The organism is Stenotrophomonas sp. BIGb0135 (genome assembly GCF_024810105.1).
In the GTDB taxonomy this organism is placed as follows: domain Bacteria; phylum Pseudomonadota; class Gammaproteobacteria; order Xanthomonadales; family Xanthomonadaceae; genus Stenotrophomonas; species Stenotrophomonas maltophilia_AB.
On sequence record NZ_JANUDX010000005.1, the window covers coordinates 235606 to 254697 of the forward strand.

General features: G+C 69.6%; 15 protein-coding genes. 4 read left to right on the forward strand and 11 right to left on the reverse strand.

Going from position 1 to position 19092, the window contains the following annotated elements; translation table 11 throughout:
- Window positions 1-51: 51 nt before the first annotated feature.
- Window positions 52-606 carry a queuosine precursor transporter gene (locus tag M2421_RS13115; protein WP_259207355.1) on the forward strand — a complete coding sequence of 185 codons (555 nt, stop codon included), beginning with the start codon at window positions 52-54 and terminating at the stop codon, window positions 604-606.
- Window positions 603-1304: a hypothetical protein gene (locus M2421_RS13120; RefSeq protein WP_259207357.1), complete on the forward strand. Its 702-nt coding sequence runs from the start codon at window positions 603-605 to the stop codon at window positions 1302-1304. The genes M2421_RS13115 and M2421_RS13120 overlap by 4 nt, the downstream gene beginning before the upstream one ends.
- Before the next feature lie 59 nt (window positions 1305-1363).
- Here M2421_RS13120 and glnE read toward each other — a convergent pair whose 3' ends face one another.
- Window positions 1364-4183, reverse strand: a complete 2820-nt coding sequence (gene glnE, locus M2421_RS13125) for a bifunctional [glutamate--ammonia ligase]-adenylyl-L-tyrosine phosphorylase/[glutamate--ammonia-ligase] adenylyltransferase (protein WP_259207359.1) — start codon at window positions 4181-4183, stop codon at window positions 1364-1366.
- Between the two features lie 530 nt (window positions 4184-4713).
- Here glnE and M2421_RS13130 point away from each other — a divergent pair.
- Window positions 4714-6228, forward strand: a complete 1515-nt coding sequence (locus M2421_RS13130; RefSeq protein WP_259207361.1) for an acetyl-CoA hydrolase/transferase family protein — start codon at window positions 4714-4716, stop codon at window positions 6226-6228.
- Between the two features lie 239 nt (window positions 6229-6467).
- On the opposite strand, the gene M2421_RS13135 is transcribed toward M2421_RS13130, so the two are convergent.
- The 10 genes from M2421_RS13135 to M2421_RS13180 all read right to left on the reverse strand — a co-directional run bounded on the left by M2421_RS13135 (window position 6468) and on the right by M2421_RS13180 (window position 18467).
- Window positions 6468-7835, reverse strand: coding sequence for a VOC family protein (locus M2421_RS13135; RefSeq protein WP_259207363.1), 1368 nt, complete (start codon window positions 7833-7835; stop codon window positions 6468-6470).
- A gap of 700 nt (window positions 7836-8535) precedes the next feature.
- Window positions 8536-9084 carry a hypothetical protein gene (locus M2421_RS13140; RefSeq protein ID WP_259207367.1) on the reverse strand — a complete coding sequence of 183 codons (549 nt, stop codon included), beginning with the start codon at window positions 9082-9084 and terminating at the stop codon, window positions 8536-8538.
- A gap of 31 nt (window positions 9085-9115) precedes the next feature.
- Window positions 9116-9865 carry an HAD family hydrolase gene (locus tag M2421_RS13145; RefSeq protein ID WP_259207371.1) on the reverse strand — a complete coding sequence of 250 codons (750 nt, stop codon included), beginning with the start codon at window positions 9863-9865 and terminating at the stop codon, window positions 9116-9118.
- 48 nt (window positions 9866-9913) lie between these two features.
- Window positions 9914-10327, reverse strand: coding sequence for a hypothetical protein (locus tag M2421_RS13150; protein ID WP_259207375.1), 414 nt, complete (start codon window positions 10325-10327; stop codon window positions 9914-9916).
- A 115-nt stretch (window positions 10328-10442) separates the two neighbouring features.
- The gene (locus tag M2421_RS13155) at window positions 10443-10865 is read right to left on the reverse strand and encodes an EF-hand domain-containing protein (protein WP_259207377.1); all 423 of its coding nucleotides are present in this window, start codon (window positions 10863-10865) and stop codon (window positions 10443-10445) included.
- A 220-nt stretch (window positions 10866-11085) separates the two neighbouring features.
- On the reverse strand, window positions 11086-11463 hold the full coding sequence (locus M2421_RS13160) for a hypothetical protein (protein WP_259207379.1): 378 nt from the start codon (window positions 11461-11463) through the stop codon (window positions 11086-11088).
- Between the two features lie 58 nt (window positions 11464-11521).
- Window positions 11522-12259: a M15 family metallopeptidase gene (locus tag M2421_RS13165; protein ID WP_259207381.1), complete on the reverse strand. Its 738-nt coding sequence runs from the start codon at window positions 12257-12259 to the stop codon at window positions 11522-11524.
- Window positions 12213-13802 (reverse strand): serine hydrolase domain-containing protein, encoded by a 1590-nt coding sequence (locus M2421_RS13170; RefSeq protein ID WP_259207383.1) that lies wholly within the window; start codon window positions 13800-13802, stop codon window positions 12213-12215. The genes M2421_RS13165 and M2421_RS13170 overlap by 47 nt, the downstream gene beginning before the upstream one ends.
- A 98-nt stretch (window positions 13803-13900) precedes the next feature.
- Window positions 13901-16927 (reverse strand): TonB-dependent receptor, encoded by a 3027-nt coding sequence (locus M2421_RS13175; RefSeq protein ID WP_259207385.1) that lies wholly within the window; start codon window positions 16925-16927, stop codon window positions 13901-13903.
- 43 nt (window positions 16928-16970) lie between these two features.
- Window positions 16971-18467 carry a transglutaminase domain-containing protein gene (locus tag M2421_RS13180; RefSeq protein ID WP_259207387.1) on the reverse strand — a complete coding sequence of 499 codons (1497 nt, stop codon included), beginning with the start codon at window positions 18465-18467 and terminating at the stop codon, window positions 16971-16973.
- Window positions 18468-18602: 135 nt separating this feature from the next.
- On the opposite strand from M2421_RS13180, the gene M2421_RS13185 reads away from it, so the two are divergent.
- Window positions 18603-19058 (forward strand): hypothetical protein, encoded by a 456-nt coding sequence (locus M2421_RS13185; protein WP_259207389.1) that lies wholly within the window; start codon window positions 18603-18605, stop codon window positions 19056-19058.
- The last annotated feature ends 34 nt before the right edge of the window (window positions 19059-19092 follow it).

Genomic DNA, 19092 nt, shown 5'->3' on the forward strand with positions numbered 1-19092 from the left:
CGCGGGCCAAGCCGGGATAATCCGCCGCTTCCCCGACTCCCCCGGTGCGCCATGCCTGTGCGTCCTGCCATCGCCTTTGCCCCGTTGACCGTGCCGTCGCTGCTGCTGGCGGTGCTGGCCATGGGCGTGGTGGTGCTGGGCAGCAACGTGCTGGTGCAGTACCCGATCAACGACTGGCTGACCTGGGGTGCCTTCAGCTACCCGGTGGCGTTCCTGGTGAGCAACCTGATCAACCGCCGCTTCGGGCCGCAGGCCGCGCGCAAGGTGGCGTGGGTCGGCTTTGCGCTGGCGGTGCTGTTGTCGATCTGGATCGCCACGCCGCGCATCGCGGTCGCCTCGTGCCTGGCCTTCATCGCCGCCCAGTTGCTGGACATCACCGTGTTCGACCGGCTGCGCCGGGGGCATTGGTGGCGTGCGCCGATGGTGGCCACCACCTGCAGCGCCACGCTGGACACGACGATCTTCTGGAGCATCGCGTTCGCCGGTTCGAGCCTGCCGTGGGTGAGCTGGGCCGCCGGCGACCTGGCGGTGAAGCTGGCCATCGGCGTGTTCCTGCTGGCACCGTTCCGCGCGTTGCTGTGGAAGATGGCGCCGCGCACGGCGTGACCGATCCGCGATCGCGGTTGCGGGTGCTGCGCCGGCTGGACAGCGCGCCCCCGGGTGCGCAGGCTGTGGCGATGGAAACCGATGCTGCTTACAAGATCGCCGTGGAGCGCCAGGTGCGCGCACGCATGGCCGACGTGGCCGCCAGCCACCCGGGCGTGCGTACGCGCGGGCTGGACTGGGTGGTGCGTGAGGGGAAGACGGAACTCGCCAGCGCCGGCCTGTACCCGCTGCGCGCGGCACGCGGTTGGGCTGCAAGCCTGGTGGTGCAATGCCCGACCGCGCTGGCGTTCTGCAGGACATGGGCCGATGGCAGCGAGTCGACCCAGCCGAACCCGGACCTGCTGATGGCCACGATGTCGTCTGCGCACGGCATGCCCGGCTTTGCCGGTCACAGTGGGGTGATCGTGCGCGCAGGCACCCACGATGCCGATGCGCTGGCCGCGCACCTGGTGGACCGCCTGGCCGCTGCGGCGCTGGCGCGTGCGTTGGCCTGGCGCGAGGTGCCGGTGGCGCTGGTCGACGACGTGGTGGCGCACGCCGCGTTCTACGCGTGGCCGCTGCAGACGGTGCTGTATATCGCCACGCGCAATGGCCTGCGCGCCGACGACCCCCGGTTGCGCGACGCGCTGCAACGCCGCGCGATCATGCGCCGCGGACAGCGCGACCAAGCCCTGGTGCAACGCGTGTTGCCCGCGTAGCGCCACGCCCTGCGTGGCTGCGCGGTGCCGGATGCAGCGCCGCCGCGCGTGGCGCAGGGCTACGCGAGCGGCGCCTGGAACGGCAGGCCGGCGGCCTCGCAGGCGGCACTGATCACCGCGCGGGCTTCTTCCAATGCGGGCGTGGGTGCGGCCAGGCGCGGGCGGCGGTCGAGGGTGCAGGCCAGGCCCACGTCCAGCAGCGCGGCGTGCGCATCGTGCAACCCTTGGCGGGTGCCACCGGGCAGCCAGGCGATGTCGGCGAGGGCGTCGATCAGGTGGGGAGTGTCACGCGGCTGCAGCACCTGCGGATGGCTGCCGGCGCTGTCGAGCACGCCGGTCTGCAGCAGGAATTCCAGATCGACGATGCCGCCGGGACCCTGTTTGAGGTCCAGGCGGGCGGCATCGCTGCGGTCGAGTTCGCCGCGCATGCGCGCGCGCATCTTCAGCACGTCGGCATACACCACCTCGGCCTCGCGCGGACGCGCGAGGGTCTGCGCACGCACGCGCTCGAAATCGGCGAGCAGCGAGGCATCGCCGGCGATCCCGCGCGCGCGCACCAGGGCCTGGTGTTCCCAGGTCCAGGCGCGCTCGCGCTGGTACTCGGTGTAGCTGGCCAGCGAGGACACCAGCGCGCCCTTGCCGCCGTCCGGGCGCAGGCGCACGTCGATGTCGTACAGGCGGCCGGCGGCGGTGACCGCGCCCAGCAGGGCCATCACCTTCTGCGCCAGGCGCGCGTACCAGCGGCCGGGGTCGAGCGGGCGCGCGCCGTCGCTGCTGTCCTGGTCGGCCGGGTGGTCGTGCAGGAACACCAGGTCCAGGTCCGAGCCGAAGCCCAGTTCCAGCCCACCCAGGCTGCCGTAGCCGATGATGGCAAAGCGCCCGCCGGGAATGCGCCCGTGCGCGTTGCCCATGTCGGCCTCGGCCATGGCGTGCACGGTGACCACCACCGCCTGGGCCAGTTCGGCCAGCTGGCGGGTGCTGTCGACCGCGCGCTGGCGGCCATCGAGCGTGGCCAGGGCCATGCGGAAACTCAGCGCCAGGCGGGTTTCATTGAGCAGGCGCAGCGCGGCCTCGGGATCGTCCACGGCCAGCGCGGCGTCGCACTCGGCCTGCATCTCGCCGGCGTCGGGCATCGGCCCGGACACGCGCACGTCCAGCAGTTCGTCCAGCAGCAGCGGATAGGCCGCCAGGCGCTCGGCCAGCAGTGCGCTGCGCGCCAGCACGTCGACCAGACGGGCCAGCGCGCTGGGTTGTTCGTCGAGCAGCGCCAGGTAGCTGGTGCGGCGCAGGACGGCCTGCAGCAGGCCGAGCACGCGCTTGAGCGCGGCATCGGGCTGCGGCGAGCGGGTGGCCGCGTGCAGCAGGGCCGGCAGCACCCGGTCCAGCCGCGCACGCGCGCTGTCGGACAGCGACTTCACGCCGAGTGACTGGGCAAAATCGCGCAGCGACTGGTCGGCGCTGTGCGGGTCGTGGAAGCCGGCCTCGGCGAGGATCTCCGCGCTGCCGTTGTCGGGCAGCCCGCGCCAGTAGTTGGACAACGCATCCGGTGCAGCCTGGCCCTTGCGCGGGGCCAGCAGCGCACCGAACTCGGTGCTGACCCGGGTGCGCTGCACATCGAGCGCGGCCACGAGGGCGTCCCAGTCGGGGTAGCCCAGGCCGGTGGCGATGCGCAGGCGGTCGGTGGGATCGGCCGGCAGTGCGTGGGTCTGCGCATCGCGCAGCATCTGCAGGCGGTTTTCCAGGCGGCGCAGGAAACCGTACGCGTGCAGCAGGTCCTGGCCATCCTGCGCGGCCATCTGCCCGCACGCCACCAGCGCCGGCAACGCATGCAGCAGGCGGCGCTCGCGCAGGCTGGCCTCGCGGCCGCCGCGGATCAACTGCAGTGCCTGCGACAGGAATTCGATCTCGCGGATGCCGCCGGGGCCGCGCTTGATGTCGTCGAACATGTCCCGGCGCGAGACTTCGGCGGTGATCGCCGCCTTCATGTCGCGCAGGCCGTCCAGCGCGGTGTAATCGAGGTAGCGGCGGTACACGAACGGGCGCAGGGTCTGCAGCCACGCTTCGCCGGCGGCGATGTCGCCGGCCACGGCGCGGGCCTTGAGCCAGGCGTAGCGTTCCCAGTCACGGCCTTCGCGCTGGAAGTACTGGTCCATGCCGGCGAACGACAGCGCCACCCGCCCGGCACTGCCGAACGGGCGCAGGCGCAGGTCGACGCGGTGGCTGAAGCCATCCACGGTGGTTTCGTCCAGCAGCCGCGCCAGGCGCTGGCCGAGCCGGGCGAAATACTCTTCCGCCGCCAGCGGACGTGCGCCATCGGACTCGCCGCCCTGCGGGTAGGCGTAGACCAGGTCGACGTCGGAGCTGAAGTTGAGCTCGCCGCCGCCGAGCTTGCCCAGCCCGAACACCACCAGTTGCTGGGCGCTGCCGTCGGCGGCGCGGACCACGCCATGGCGGCCGGCGAATTCCTGCTCGAGCGCGGCCAGGCCAATGCCGAGGCAATCTTCGGCCAGGGCGGTGGCGCCGGCCAGGGTGGCGGGGACGTCGTCGAGCCCGGCCAGGTCGCGCCAGATCAGCCGGGTGGAGGCGGCGGTGCGATAACGACGCAGGCGCCGCGGCCAGTCGCTGGGCTGCTGGGGGTCCAGCTCGGGCAGGGGCAAGGGCGGGCAGCCGGGCTGGGTGAGATGCGCCAGCAATGCCGGTTGCCGGCACAGGGTGTCGAGGGCGAAATCGCTGGTGATGGCCAGCAGGCGTACCTGGTCCAGAACCTCGGCCGGTGGCGGCCAACTGCCGCTGTCGGCCAGCGAGACGGCCAAGCGCGCCAGGGCGCGGTCGACGAGGGGAACAAGGGCGGCGGGGACAGCGTCGGCGGGAATCGGCATGCAGGGATTATGCAGGGCGCCGGGCGCGCCTACGCATGGCAGGATGGTCGAAGCAGGGATGGTAGTGAGACCGGCGTCGGTCGCTCCCCGGCCAAGGTCATGCGTTTACCACGTTGATGGGCGGTAGCGGTGGTGGAGCGGGATTCGTCCGTACCGGGTGGGTTCGCCGGCGTGCAACGGGATGTGGACATGTCGCGATGGAGCACGCACAGCTTCACGCTCTGCGCGGCCTGGAACGGCGTTCATGACGTCGGAGCGGAACGCCCATCCCGAACGTCAGGCAATAAAAAGCCCGCTTGCAGCGAACTGCCAGCGGGCTCTGCTCCCTCCCCCACGTCGGGATGCAGGTCGATCTTCTAGGGTCCTCGTAAAAGTTGCACGCTGCACTGCAAAACAATACTGGCGGGTACAGAAGCGCGCGCAAAGCTGAACAGGGGCCGGCTGTGGCCGCGATTGCCATGCCACCTTGGTCGCACACCTTGTGCGGCAGGGATCGCCGATAATGATGGTCCCCCACACACGTTGTCGTCATGTCTGTCGATCGCATTGCCAACGCGCGTCTGCGTGATCGCGTCGTAACCGCCGAAGCGGCCGCCGCCCTGATCCAGCCCGGTGAAACCGTGGCCATGAGCGGCTTCACCGGCTCGGGCTACCCCAAGGCGGTGCCGGTGGCGCTGGCCCAGCGCATCGAAACGGTGCACGCCCAGGGCCTGCCCTTCCAGATCAGCCTGATGACCGGCGCGTCCACCGCCCCGGAGCTGGACGGCGCCTTGGCCAAGGCCGACGGCATCGCCATGCGCATGCCGTTCCAGAGCGACCCGGATGCGCGCAACCGCATCAACGAAGGCAAGCTGGATTACATCGACATCCACCTCAGCCACGTGGCCCAGCACGTGTGGTTCGGGTTCTATGGACAGATCGATACGGCGGTGGTGGAGGTCTCGGCGATCCGCGAGGACGGCTCGCTGGTGCCGTCCACCTCGGTGGGCAACAACAAGACCTGGCTGGACCTGGCCAAGAAGGTGATCATCGAGGTCAACGAGTGGCAACCGGCCGGCGTGGATGGCATGCATGACATCTACTACGGCACCGCGCTGCCGCCGCACCGCAAGCCGATCCCGCTGGTGCACGCCAACGACCGCATCGGCGAGACCTCGCTGCGCTGCGACCCCGACAAGATCGTGGCGGTGGTGCGCACCAACGGCCCGGACCGCAACAGCCCGTTCAGTCCGATCGATGCGACCAGCGAGCAGATCGCCGCCCACCTGATCGACTTCCTCAAGCACGAGGTGGCCAAGGGCCGCCTGCCGGCCAACCTGCTGCCGCTGCAGAGTGGCGTGGGCAATATTCCCAACGCGGTGCTGGCAGGATTGGCCAAGAGTGGTTTCCGCGATCTGGCCGCGTTCACCGAGGTGATCCAGGACGGCATGCTCGACCTGCTGCGCGACGGCGTGCTGAGCTACGCCTCGTGCACCGGTTTCGCGTTGAGCCCGCAGGCCAACGAGACGTTCAAGGCGAACATCGATTTCTACCGCGAGCGCATCATCATGCGCACGCAGGAAATCTCCAACCATCCCGAACTGGTGCGTCGCCTGGGCTGCATCGGCATGAACGGGATGATCGAGGCGGACCTTTACGGCAACGTCAATTCCACCCATGTGATGGGCACGCGGATCATGAACGGCATCGGCGGCTCGGGCGACTTCGCGCGCAACGGCTTCCTGTCCGCGTTCCTGAGCCCGTCGACGGCCAAGAACGGCAGCATTTCGGCGATCGTGCCGATGGTGAGCCACGTGGACCACACCGAGCACGACGTGTCGGTGATCGTGACCGAGCAGGGCCTGGCCGACCTGCGCGGGCTGCCCCCGCGCAAGCGCGCGCGGGTGGTGATCGACCGCTGCGCGCATCCGGATTTCCGCGACCCGCTCAACGATTATTTCGACCGTGCCAGCCGTGACAGTTATGGCAAGCACACCCCGCACCTGTTGCCCGAGGCGTTGTCGTGGCACCAGCGGTGGCTGGATACCGGGACGATGAAGGCGTGATGCAGAAAGGCCGGGCAGATGCCCGGCCTTTTTTTTCGACCGCGTTCGAGTGGGTTACCGGCCCGTGCCGCCGCCGGGTACGCCGCCGAGGTGGGGTCGGTTCCCGAACGAGCGCCGTGGCCGGCTCAACGTGCGGAAACGCATGCCCCTGGCACGCAGCGAACGCACTCCCCGACGAAGGTCATGCCCTTCCCGATCGCGGCAGCTGCCACGGCGGTTGGTCGGGATGCGCCCTTACCTCATGTGGCGCGCAGGGCCGCCAGCGATTCGGCCTGCAGGCGTTCGTAGATGGCGAACTCGTCGTCGACCCGCATGCCAAGCGCCTGCTCGAACGCATCGCGGTTGGCATGTGCGGCATAGGCGCGCTGCTCTTCGCCGCCGAGGTTGGACTGGAAGATGCCCGCGGCACTGACCGGCAGGAAATCCTCGTAGACGATGGGATCGGCGCTGGCCAGGCCGGCGTCGATCAGGGCCTCGGCCGGGAGGTCGCCGATGGCGGCCGGGTTGCCGCGGCCGGCGTCGGTGAGGGCGTAGCGGTAGTAGCCGAGACCTTCGCGGCGCAGGGTGTCGTGGTCGTCCGGGAACGCCTGGAACACGGCGGCCAGGCGGGTCGGGTAATCCTGGCCGGTGCTGCCGGCGCCCCCGCTGTCGCGCGCCTGGGCCAACAGTTGGTCGTACAGGGCGCGGCCCTTGGGGGTGAGCGCCAGGCCGCGCTGCTCGATCTCGCCGAAGCGCGCGGTGTGGGTGCCGGCGTCGGCGGCATCGCCGGCGGGGAAATGCACGGTTTCCTGCAACGCCTTGAAGCTGGTCTGGCGCAACAGGATCGGGCAGCGGCGCGGCGGCGGGCCTTCGACCACGGCCTTGGCGTCGATGCCACGGGCGAGCATGGCGGCCTGCGCCGCGTCGATGTCCAGCGTGCGCGGGGTCAGGTGGTTGATGTGCGGGCCGCGGAAGCTGACCACGTCGGCGATCAGGCGGTGCGCGTCATGCAGTGCGTGGTAGGTGGCCAGCGACACGGTGGCATCGCCGTGCCAGCGGAAGGTTTCCAGCGATTCGATGACGAAGCGGCGGGCGTCGGCTTCGTCCAGCCCCCCATCGCGCTCGGCCTGCGCGATCAGCGCCAGCGCGGCATCGGTGAAGATGCGGCGCTGGGCGAGGATGCGCGCCGCTTCGTCGCGCAGCGCGGCGTCCTCGATCAGCTCCAGTCGCAGCAACGAGGTGAACACGCGGAACGGATTGTGCGCGAGCGCCTTGGCGGTGCGCGGGCGGAACGCGGTGGAGTGCACCGGCACGCCGGCCACGGAGAGGTCGTAATAGCCGACCGGGTGCATGCCCATCACCGCGAACAGGCGGCCGAGCGTGGCCAGTTCTTCGGCGGTGCCGACCCGGATCGCGCCATGGCGCTCCTGGTCCAGGCGCGCGCGCTCGTCGGTGCGATCCAGTTGCTCCACCAGCGCCGGATCGGCGGTGAGCACGGCATCGTTGATCTCGGCGACCAGGTCGACCAGGGTGCCGTACAGCGGCACTTCGGTGCGGTACATGGTGGACATGGCCTGGGCGAACAGGCTGCGGATATCGTCGGGTGAAACGAAACGGTCGGCGCTCATTACGTACTCGGCAACGGATCACGGGGGGAACAGCAGGGGCCCATTGTCGCCGAGGCAAGGGCGATACCGCGATCTGCACAGCAGCAAAGGCGGGCGAGTGCGGGGTCCGCGCGAACGGCAGCCACGCATGGCGTGGCTCTACGGGCCTGTAGAGCCACCCCCATGGGTGGCTGCGCGGGGAATCCGGTCCGCGCGAACGGCAGCCACGCATGGCGTGGCTCTACGCGGGGCTGTAGAGCCACCCCATGGGTGGCTGCGCGGGGAATCCGGTCTGCGCGAACGGCAGCCACGCATGGCGTGGCTCTACGTGGCCACCCCATGGGTGGCTGCGCGGGAATCCAGTCCGCGCGAGAAGCAGCCACGCATGGGTGGCTGCGCGGGGAGTCCGGTCCGCGCGAGGAGCAGCCACGCATGGGGTGGCTGCGCGGGGAATCCGGTCTGCGCGAGGAGCAGCCACGCATGGCGTGGCTCTACGTAGGACTGTAGAGCCACCCCATGGGTGGCTGCGCGGGGAATCCGGTCCGCGCGAACGGCAGCCACGCATGGCGTGGTTGTACGTGGTGGCCTGTAGAGCCACCCCATGGGTGGCTGCGCGGGGAGTCCGGTCCGCGCGAAGGGCAGCCACGCATGGCGTGGCTCTACGTGGGGGCTGTAGAGCCACCCCATGGGTGGCTGCGCGGAATCCAGGCCGCGCGCCTGCTCAGCGCCCGGCTGGCGCGGCGATGGCGGCGTCGCGCTGGCGCTGGGCGCGATCGCCGAGCTGGCGCTGGAGGGTGGCGTCGAGCTTGATCGGGCGGTCCCAGTGGTCGTGGCTGGCCACGATGGCATGGCGCAGCGCGCGCCAGTGCAGGTTGGTGGGCTTGACCGGCAGATCGGCCACCACCGTCTCCCAACGTTTGGGCTGGCCCTCCTCCGGCACCGCGCGGCTCCAGGCCTGCACGCTGTCGCGGCACGCGCGTTCGATCGCATGCGCCCAGAAGCAGGCGAAGTAGATGTCGCCGGCCTGCCAGCCGTGGGTGTACATCAATGCGGCAATGTAGCCGCGCGACACGCCGGCGTAGCGCGCCACCTCGTCCAGGAAACTGTCCGGGTAGCGCTCGGCGTAGTGGTTGATGTCCTGCAACTGGCCATCCACCCAGGCGTCGCCGGTAGCGACGACATAGGCCTCGGATTTCTCGGCGGTCTGCTGCGCCGAGGCCGCCAGGGGCAGCATCAGCCACAGCAGCACAAGCAGCGCGCGCAGGGTCATGGAACGATTCTGCCGCAGCGCTGCATGCGTGTCAGGCCCGGGATGCCTTGCGCTCGATGGCCTGCAGCGCCTGCGGCCAATCGAAGGCGGTCGGCGCATCGACCATGCGCGGCTCATCGTCGGCCACGCCATGCTGGGTTTCATGCGCCCAGGTCACCGCGTACGGGGTATGGATGCCCCAGCCGCCGAGGGTGATGACCGGCTCGATGTCCGAACGCAGCGAGTTGCCGACCATGCAGAAGCGCTCGATCGGCAGGTCGAACTCTTCCAGCACGCGGGCGTAGGTTGCCGGGTCCTTCTCCGACACGATCTCGATGCGCGGGAACAGGTCGCGCAGGTTGGCCAGCTTGATCTTGGCCTCCTGGTGGAACAGGTCGCCCTTGGTGATCAGCACCACCGGGTACTGGCCGGCGATCGCGGTGACCGATTCGCGCACGCCGTCGATCAGTTCCACCGGGTGGCGCAGGGTGTCATGGCCGATGTCCAGGATCTGCTGCAGGTCGCGCGCGGTGATCATCTGCCGGGTGATGTCGATGGCCGCCTCGACCATCGACAGGGTCATGCCCTTCACCCCGTAGCCGAACACGCCGAGGTTGCGCTGCTGCACTTCCAGCAGGTGGCGCGCGGTCTGGGTGTCGTGTACGTCGATGTAGCGCGACAGGATGTCGAGATAGTCCTGCTCGGCCTTGCGGTAGTAGTCCTCGCTCTTCCACAGCGTGTCGTCACCGTCAAAACCGACCAGGCCGATGGCGCCGGTGGGCGCGGGCAGGGAGGTCATCATCGGGTAAGGATAACAACAGCGGCCGGACGGCCCAATGACCGCATCGGCTCAGTAGCCGAACGGCTGCGGACCACCCCAGCCCAGCACCCCGCGCTGCGGCAGCTCGATGCGGGTGAGCCGCCACTGGCCCGGGCCCTGCCAGCTGAATTCACGGTAGCTGCTGCCCAGCTGGCCGGTTTCCTGCCACCACGCCATCAGCGCCGCAGGCCCGTCGGGCGCGTGCGGCTGGTACTGGAAGGGCAGGCCGCGGGTATTGAGCTCGGCCAGCAGCTCCTGCAGGCCCGGGTTGGCCCAGCGCGGGCCATGGTCGTCGAAGGCGATGGCGTCGGACACGCCGCCCGGCGACGCTCCGGTGACCAGCACCACCTCGCCGGGCGCGATATGCGACACCCGCTGCGGTGGGGGTTCGCCCGGAACGGGCAGGTACACGTCGAAGGGAGGCCGGCGGCCGGGATGATCCATGGTCTTCATCATAAAAGAAGGGCGACCGAAGCCGCCCTTCCCCCTCACTGCCTGACGCCGGTGTCCAGCGGCATCAGGCCTCTGCGCTCAATGAACTGCGGGATGGGCCAGTGGATCAGTTGCCGGGCTGCGCGCCGCTGCCACTGGCGGCCTTGCCCTGCTGGGCAGCCACGTAGGCCTTGTACTCGTCGGCGGAAAGCTCGCCGTCCTTGTTGCTGTCCGCCTGGTCGAACACCTGGGCAAGGCCCGCGTTGACCTGTGCCTCGGGCTTGCTGATGGTGCCGTTGCCGTCGGTGTCCACGCTGGCCCAGGTCTGGCCGCCGCCACCGTTGGCCTGCTGCGAGGCCTGCGCGGCAGCACCCGCCGCCGAGTCCGCCGCCTGGCCGGCCTGTGCCGCTGCCTGCTGCGCCTGCGCGGCCTGGTTCTGGGCCTGCGCGGCGCTCTGCTGGGCGGAGGACTGGGCCATCGCCGGGAGGGCGAACACGCTGCCGGCGGCGACGATCAGGGCGATCAGGGGCTTGCGGTTGCGAATAGTCATGTGGGTGGTCTCCTTTGGGGATGTCGCACGGTTCGTTGTTTCCGCACGGCCTCCACCCTGCCAGCCCGTTTGTGAATCGACTTTGCGCCGCAATCGGGGCGCGCACGCGGTCTTAACCACCTGCGCGCGGCGCTCGTTTACCGCAGTGGTTATGCGTGGGTGAGCGCGTGGTAATACGCGCATTCAATGGCCCCGGATTTAACGGGATGCGAACGCAAACTCACGGTTCGCTGGCGCTTTTTTCGCCTGAGCGGGAACTGAACACCACCCACCCCAATGCCACGCCGGCCAGCGCGCCGGCGACCTCCAGCACCACCCGCGAGCCCAGTTCGTTGGGATCGTGGATGCTGGAGAGAAACAACCGCGCGTACAGCGGCGACTCCAGCCGCACCATGCCCATGTAGAACAGCTTCCACGCATCGATGCCGGCCGACACCACCACCGCGATCACGCAGGACCAGCCGATCGCATGCCCGGCCGTCCATGCCAACGCGCGGGCCAGGCGATGCCACAGCGCGTACACCAGCAGCCCGACCAGCAGCGCGATCAGGCCCGCCTCGAGCGTTCCCAGCAATCCAAAGTGCAACGGCAGGTTCATCGTGATCCGGGGGTGCGGTGAGCGCACAGTGTAGCGGCCCGCCCTGCCCGGCCGATGCTCAGCGCACCGGCACGTCGTAGGCGGTATGCGGGTCTGGCTCGGGGCGGAGGGTGTAGTGCCACCATTCCAGCGGGTAGTTGGCAAATCCATGGCGCCCCATCGCGGCGCGCAACTGCTGGCGGTTCGCGCGCTGCACGGCGCTGATGTCGGCCGCGTCGGTATGCGCGCGCGGGCCGAAGAAATCAAACCCGGTGCCCATGTCCAGGGCGACGCAGGGGCCGCTGCGGCAGTCGAGCAGGGTCAGGTCGACGGTGGCGGCGCGGCTGTGGCCGGAGGTTTCGGCGATATAGCCGTCGAGCAGCGCGGGCTTGTCCAGGCCCGGGTAGTGCAGCGCCTTGCGCGACTGCTCGGTCGGGTCGTGCGCCCAGGCCACGAAGGCGCGTACCGCCTGCACCGGCCGGTAGCAGTCGAACACGCGCAGGGCGTAACCATCGGCGTGCAGTTCGGCCTCGACCGCGGCCAGCGCGGTGGCCGCCGGCGCAAGCAGGTAGCACGTGGGCGCGTCGTAGCCGGGCACGCGACGGCCGGTGAAGTTGTCCGCGCCGGCATAGCGCATGTCCAGGGCGATATCCGGCGCCAGCGTGCGGATGTCGACCAGGCCGGCGGCGGCCGCGTCGCGCGCCGGCGATACCGTCACCGTGCCTGGCTGCGCGCGGGCGATGCCGGCCAGCAGCAACAACGCGACGGCGCTACGGGCAATCGCCGACGCGGGTGAACTGCAGGTCCTGGTAGTCATAGCTGAAGTCGATGTCCGGATCGATGGCACGCAGGGTAAGCGTGGGCGGCACGCCGGGCTGCACCTGCAGCCACGGCTGGGTGTACTCGCCCAGGCTATCCCACTGCACCAGCCAGCGCTCGCCCACCTGCATCACCTGGCCGTGCAGCCAGCCCGACCGGGCCACGCGGAAGCGCAGTTGGCCCTGGTCGGGGCAGACGCTGGCCGGGCCCAGCCACGGGTCTTCATAACGCCCCTGCCAGGCGCGGGTGGCCTGCAGGTCGGCCGGGCGCCGCGCACCGGTATCCGGGCGCACGTGGCCGGCGGCCGCGCGCTGCTGTCGCTCCCAGGCCAGTGCGTCCAGGTACCCGCCCACACCCTCGGTAGCGGTGGGATCGGTGTAGTGCTTGAGCGCGGCCTGCACCAGCGCGGTGCGCGCATCCTCGGCCTCGCCGTTGATCAGCACCACCACGCCCACGCGGCGGTCCGGCAGCAGCGCCAGCGAGGAATACATGCCCGACAGGGTGCCGGTGTGCGCCACCTTCCACTGCCCGTCCATGTCCGACAGGCGCCAGCCGTAGCCGTAGGCGGAGAAGTGCGCGTTGTCCCACTGGCGTTGCCGCTCGCTGATCGGCATCGGCATGTGCGCGGTCCACAGCGCGCGGCGCTGGGCGGCGCTGAGCCAGCCCGGCGCACGCGCCGGGTCCAGCAGTACCTGCATCCAGCGGGTCATGTCGGCCAGGCTGCAGCGGATGCCGCCGGCAGCCATCGAGGGGCGGTCGGTGGTCATGTCCGCATCGGTCCCCTGCATCGCGTTGCGGCCATCGATGCGCACATGCGGCTGGGCCACGTTGCCCACCTGGGTGACCGACCAGGCCCCCACCTGGCAGCGCTGCATGCCCAGCGGCGCGAACACCTCCTCGCGCATCAGTTGGTCGTAGGGCTTGCCACCGGCAGCGGCGGCCACTTCGCCGGCCACCACGTACATCAGGTTGTCGTAGGCATAACCGCTGCGGAAGCTGGTCACCGGTTTGAGGTGGGCCAGCCCGGCGATGACGTCCTGGCGGGTGAAGGCATTGGGCTCGGGCCAGAGCATCAGGTCACCCGCGCCCAGGCCCAGCCCGCTGTTGTGGATGAGCAGGTCGCGCACCTGCATGTGCTCGGTCACCCACGGATCGTGCATGCGGAACTGCGGCAGGTAGCGGGTGACCGGATCGTCCCAGCGCAGCACGCCGCGGTCGACCAGCCGCGCCAGCAGCGCGGCGGTCATCGCCTTGCTGTTGGAGGCGATCTTGAACAACGTGTTGGCGTCGATGCGCTGGCCGGTGCCGGCCCTCCGCTCGCCGCGGGTGGCCGAGAACACCACCTCGCCGTCCTCGACCACCGCCATGGCAATACCAGGCAGGTCCTCGCGGGCAACGGTCTGCTCGAGCATCGGTTCAAACACGGCGCGCGCGTCAGCGTCGGTGGCGGCGACGCCAACGCCCGGCAGCAGGGTCAGCGCGGCGGCCAGCGCGAGCGTGGTGCGGTGGCGATGGATGCGCGATGGCAGGCGGGAAGGCATGGGGTTGGACGGGGCCTTGAAAGGAAACCGGCGCCCCGTCGAGGCGGGGCGCCGGTGGATCACAGCTTACCCAGTGCGGGCCGGCAACGGTGCCCGGCTCAGAAGTTCCAGGTCACCATCAGCTGGGTGTAACGCGGGGCCTGCCAGCGCGTGCCGGTGTTGAAGGTGTTCTCGCGCACCTGGCCCGGCTGGGCCTCGTAGCGCTGGTGCACGTTGACCACGGTCTGGTTGTTGAACAGGTTGTAGACCGACAGCCGCGCACTCAGGTCGATGCCCTCCACCGGCAGGCGCCACGTGACGTTGGCGCCCATGGTCCAGGTCCACGGCAGGCGACCGAATGCTCCGCGTGGGGAGTACTCGAACTGGCGCTGGTTGTACGGGCCGGAGCAGTTGGCCACGCACAGCCAGCCGGTACCGCCGCCGCTGCCTTCGCTGGAGGTGCTGCCGCCGGCAACGGTGTCGTTGGGCCACATCACGCCGAAGGCGGTGATCGGGCCACCGGACATCACCTGCAGGGTGGTGCCGAAGGACCACTGCTCGTTCAACGCGTACGCGGCGCGGAACTTGAACTGGTGGCGGAAGTCGTTGAACAGCGGCCCATAGCGCTCGTTGTTGGCCGGGTGGTCCCAGTGCTGGACCATGCCGGTATCGCCGTAGTTGGTGTCCGAGTTGACCGGCCCTTCGACGTTGCCGTCGCTGCGCGACCACAGGTAGGACGCATTGAACAACCACTTCTCATCCCACGCACGGTCGATCTGCAGCTCCAGCGCCTTGTACGTGCGGCGGGGCTTGGAGTACCCCACCACCTCGCCGCTGCCGCCCTTGCGGTAGCCGCTGTTGGCGGTGTCGATGGTGATCCAGCCTTCCTCGGCGCAGCCGATGCTGGAATCGCCCCAGAGGGTGAGGCTCTCGCCCGGGTTGGCGATCGGCCACAGGGTGCTGGGGGTCGGGCCGCACGGGGTGTAGTTGATGCGCATGTCGTCCAGCGCGCGGGTCATGCGCCGGTAGGTGGCGTTGATGCCCCACGACCAGGCCTGGTTGATCATGGTCTGGAAGCCGAGGATGTACTCGTCCTGGTAGACCGCCTTGAGGTCCTTGTCCACGCTCTGGCGCAGATCGGCCGCGCCGGTGTTCATGCGGGTGTCGACCGGGCCGATCTGCTGGCCGATGATCGGGGCCATGTACGGGGCGCCAGTGACCGGGTTGGCCTGCTGCTGCCAGCCGTTGAGCACGTAGTAGGAATACTCGTCGGTGAGCCCGCCGGCGAAGTTGACGTTGATGTTGTTGGTGACCGGCAGGTAGTAGCGACCGGCGTTGCCGAACAGCTTGGTGCTGCCGTCGCCCTTCATGTCCCAGGAGAAGCCGAAGCGCGGGGCGATGAGGTCGTCCATCTTGATGAAGGCGTCACCGTCGGCGGTGCGGTTCTCGAAGCGGTCCCAGCGCACGCCCAGGTTGAGCATCAGGTTGGGGGTGATGTTCCAGATGTCTTCGAGGTAGAACGCGTTGGCTTCGGTTTCGAAGGTGCCGCCGGAGACGCGGTTGCGTGCGCGCAGCATCTCGGTGACGCCGGCCGGCACGTAGGCGTTGGCGCCATCCCACACTTCATCGCCCGGGCGCGCGACGTAGGCGGTGTAGCTGAGCTGGGTCGGGCCGGGATAGCGGGTGGACTGATCGGTGGTCATCAGCTCGCGGTCGACGCCGAAGCGCAACAGGTGCTGGCCGAGCTGCCATTCGAAGTCCAGCCGGGCCACGTCGCGGGTGTCGTCGCGCTCGGCCACGGCGGCGCCGGTGGGGTGGCAACCCGGGCGCAGCCCGTTGAGCTTGGACAGGCGCGAGGCGTAGGTGCTGTCGGTGAACACCGGGCTGCAGGCCTCATCCAGCGAGGAACTGGTGAAGGCGCGCTGGTTGTTCTGGCCGACCATGGCGCGCGCGGTGAAGTTTTCGCCAAAGTGGCCGGTGTAGGTGGCCGACCAGTTGCGCCCGCCGGTTTCGGTGACCGAGTCGCCGCCGTAAGCACCCAGTTCCGCATCGTCCCAGTCGTAGTTGTAGGACGCGTTGGTGACCTCGCCCTCGTCGGAGAAGGCCAGCAGCGCCAGGCTGTGGTTGTCGGTGATGTTCCAGTCCAGCTTGGCGCCCCAGAAGCCGTTGTCGGCCTTGTTGTTGAACCAGGTCAGCGCGTCGGAGGAGGTGTTGTGGCCCTTGTCGCTGCGGTCTTCGTACATCGCGAACAGGAACAGCTTGTCCTGCACCAGCGCGCCGGACCCCCACACGTTGGTCTTGAAGAACGAATTGTCGTCGCGGCTGGCGTAGGAATGCGCGGTGCCATCGCGATGGAAGTGGTCGCGGCCGCTGGAGCGCCAGGCGCTGGGCTCGGCAGTCACTTCGATGCCCCCCTGCAGCTCGTTGCTGCCCGAGCGGGTCACCGCGTTGATGACGCCGCCGGTGGAGCGGCCGAACTCGACCGAGTAGCCGCCGGTCTTGACCTGGAACTCGTTGAAGAAGGCGAACGGGGCGCTGGAGAAGCCGCGCCGGGTGTACATGTCGGTGACGTTGAGGCCGTTGATGAAGACCGCGTTCTCGGCCACCGAGGAGCCGGCGAAGGACAACCCGCCGAACGAGGAATTGCCGCCCACCACGCCCGGTGCCAGCAGCGCCACCGCCGACAGGTCCTGCGCCACCGGCAGGCGCGAGATCTCCTGGCGGTTGACGTTGAACGAGGTCTCGGTGGAATACACATCGACGCGGTTGACCACGCGGGTGCCGACCACCTGCAGCGCATCCAGGTTGACCACCCCGCCGCCGCCGGCCAGGTTGACCGTGGTGGTGCCGCCCACGGCCACGCTCACCGCCACCGGTTCGCCCAGCGTCTGGCCTTGGCGACTGAGCTGCAGCCGGTAGTCGCCGATCGGCAGCTGGCCCAGGCGATAGCTGCCGTCGCCGCTGACGGTGACCGTGCGGGTCAGGCCGGTGGCGGTGCTGACCACGGTGACCTGGTCACCGGCGGTGGCCCGCCCGGCGACCGCGCCGCTCACGTTCTGGGCCGAGGCCAGGGTCGGCAGAAGGCTGCCCAGACAGACACCCAGCGCGGCGTACAACGCCGCGCGCTTCATACGATGTGCATTCATTCCCTGCTCTCTCCTGCAGATATGGAATCGTGGATACCGCCGTTTACCGCGTGGCGTCCAGCGGCACGATGTGCGACTGGACGTCGTAGTCCCATTGGTCGAAGTACAGGTTGCCGCCGTCCCACTCCACTTCGCCGCGCTGCGAATCCACCGTGTCCGAGCGCGGGTAGCGCTTGGCTGGCAGCAGCGGCTGGCCGATGTCGTCGTTGAAGGCGATGCGGTAGGCATCGAGCCCACCGAAATAGAAGTCGCGCAGCGCCGGCTGCGGGCTGTCCAGGCGGCCGCTGGTGACATCCATCGGCACCCAGCCGTACGGCGCCAGGTACAGCGCGCCCCAGTCGTGCAGGTTGCTGTAGTGCGCCGCGTCGTCGGCGTAGACCATGCCCGACTGCCAGCGCGCGGGAATGCCGTTCATGCGCAGCAGCGTGATCAGCAGCAGCGTCTGCTGGCCGCAGTCGGCATGGCCGGCGCGCAGGGCGTAGTCGCTGATGTTGGACAGCGTGGAGTACTCGCGCGCGCCGGCCCAGGGAATCTGATCGACCGCATCGAACAGGCGGCGTGCCACTTCATACGGTCGTGTCTCGCCCTGCAGCACCTGCGCGGAGAACAGCCGCAGTGCCGGGGTAAAGCGCACATGCGGCGGTTGCTCGGCCAGGTACGGGGCGAGCGCCGGATCATTCGGCGTGGGCCGCACCGTGGCCGGGTCGATCGCGGTATGCCGCGCCGAGACCGTCAGCGCGTAGCGGATCTCGAAGCGGGTCGGCTGCCCGGCCACGGCCGTGCCTTCCAGGTAGGCGGTGCGCTGCAGGGTGCCGGGCGGGGCGATGCGGGCCTGGCCGGGCGCGCTGCCGCGCCATTGCAGGTGGTCCTGCTGGCCGGCGATCTCGCGTGGATAGGGAATCCAGGCGCGCAGCGTGGTGCCGGCCGGCACCGCATCGGCCTTCACCGTGAGCGACTGGGTCACCTCCACCCGCTGCGGGAGCACCGAGGTGCGGCCGCTGGCCGTGGCCGCCTGCACCACCTTGGCGTGGTAGGCGTTGAGGGTCTCCAGCGGGCCCGCGCTGGGCAGCGGCGCATCGGCGTGACGGCGTGCGCGCGCCTCGCTGCTCAGTCGGAACAGGTTGGACGGCGCGCGCTTGAAGTAACGCCGCGTGCCATCGATGTCCAGGTGTTCCAGCAGGCCCTGGCGGTCCCAGCGCTCGAACTCCGTATCGCGCAGGTCCGGGACGACGCGGCGCACCGCCGCCTTTGCCGCAGCCTCGTCCAGGGTGAAGTCGAGCCGGATCCGGCGCATGCGCTCGTGCTGGAAGGCCCAGGCATCCTCTGGCTCGCTGGCGGCGGTGGCGTGCGCGTCGATGAGCATCGCGGCACGGGTAAAGTGGCCCGCGTCGATCAGGTCGATCACCTGCGCCAGCGCCGCCGCCTCGGCCGAGTCGTCCGCAGGCACCGCCGTTGCGGCCACCGAGACGGCCGACAGCAGCAGCCCCGCCAGCAGGGCAACGGCAACGGGCACAGGCGGTTTGCGAACGGCGTGATCCACAGCGACACTTCCCCAGCGCGGGTGGTAAGGGCTGTGTAACACGGGCCGTGACACCGGTCAATAATTTATTCTTGCATTCCAGATCGAAAGGAATAAGTATTCCATGACACCCGCAGCGGCTGGAGTACGAGCGCGATGACATTCCCTGAGCTGCGCTGCGACCATTGCGCGGCCACCTTCGTGGCAGAGGGACCGCAGGCGGCGCTGTTTGCGCGGTCGCGCGCCAAGGGCATGCGCTTCCTGATGCTCGACTGCCCGCATTGCCTGCACGGCACCGCCGTGGACCCGGCCGCCCCCGGCCAGCCACGTGCCGCGCCACGACTGCCCGAGCTGCCCGAGCTGCCCTGCCCGGCCCGCGCCTGCACCGGGGTGGCCTGCTTCGTGGATACCCTGGCACCGCCGCTCTGGGGCTGCGGCAGCTGCGGCGACACCTGGCCTGACCGGGCCACGCTGGATGCAGCCATCGCCGCGGCCATCGCGCGTTTCCCGTGGCGCGCCGGCGCCTACGTCCGCGCTGCCGATGGCTATCGCGCGGCCGCACCGCTCCCGGCGCGCTACCCGGACGATGTCGCGACGGAATGGGCGGCATGATCCCCGCGCACCGCTTCTGCCCGCCCACCAAGGA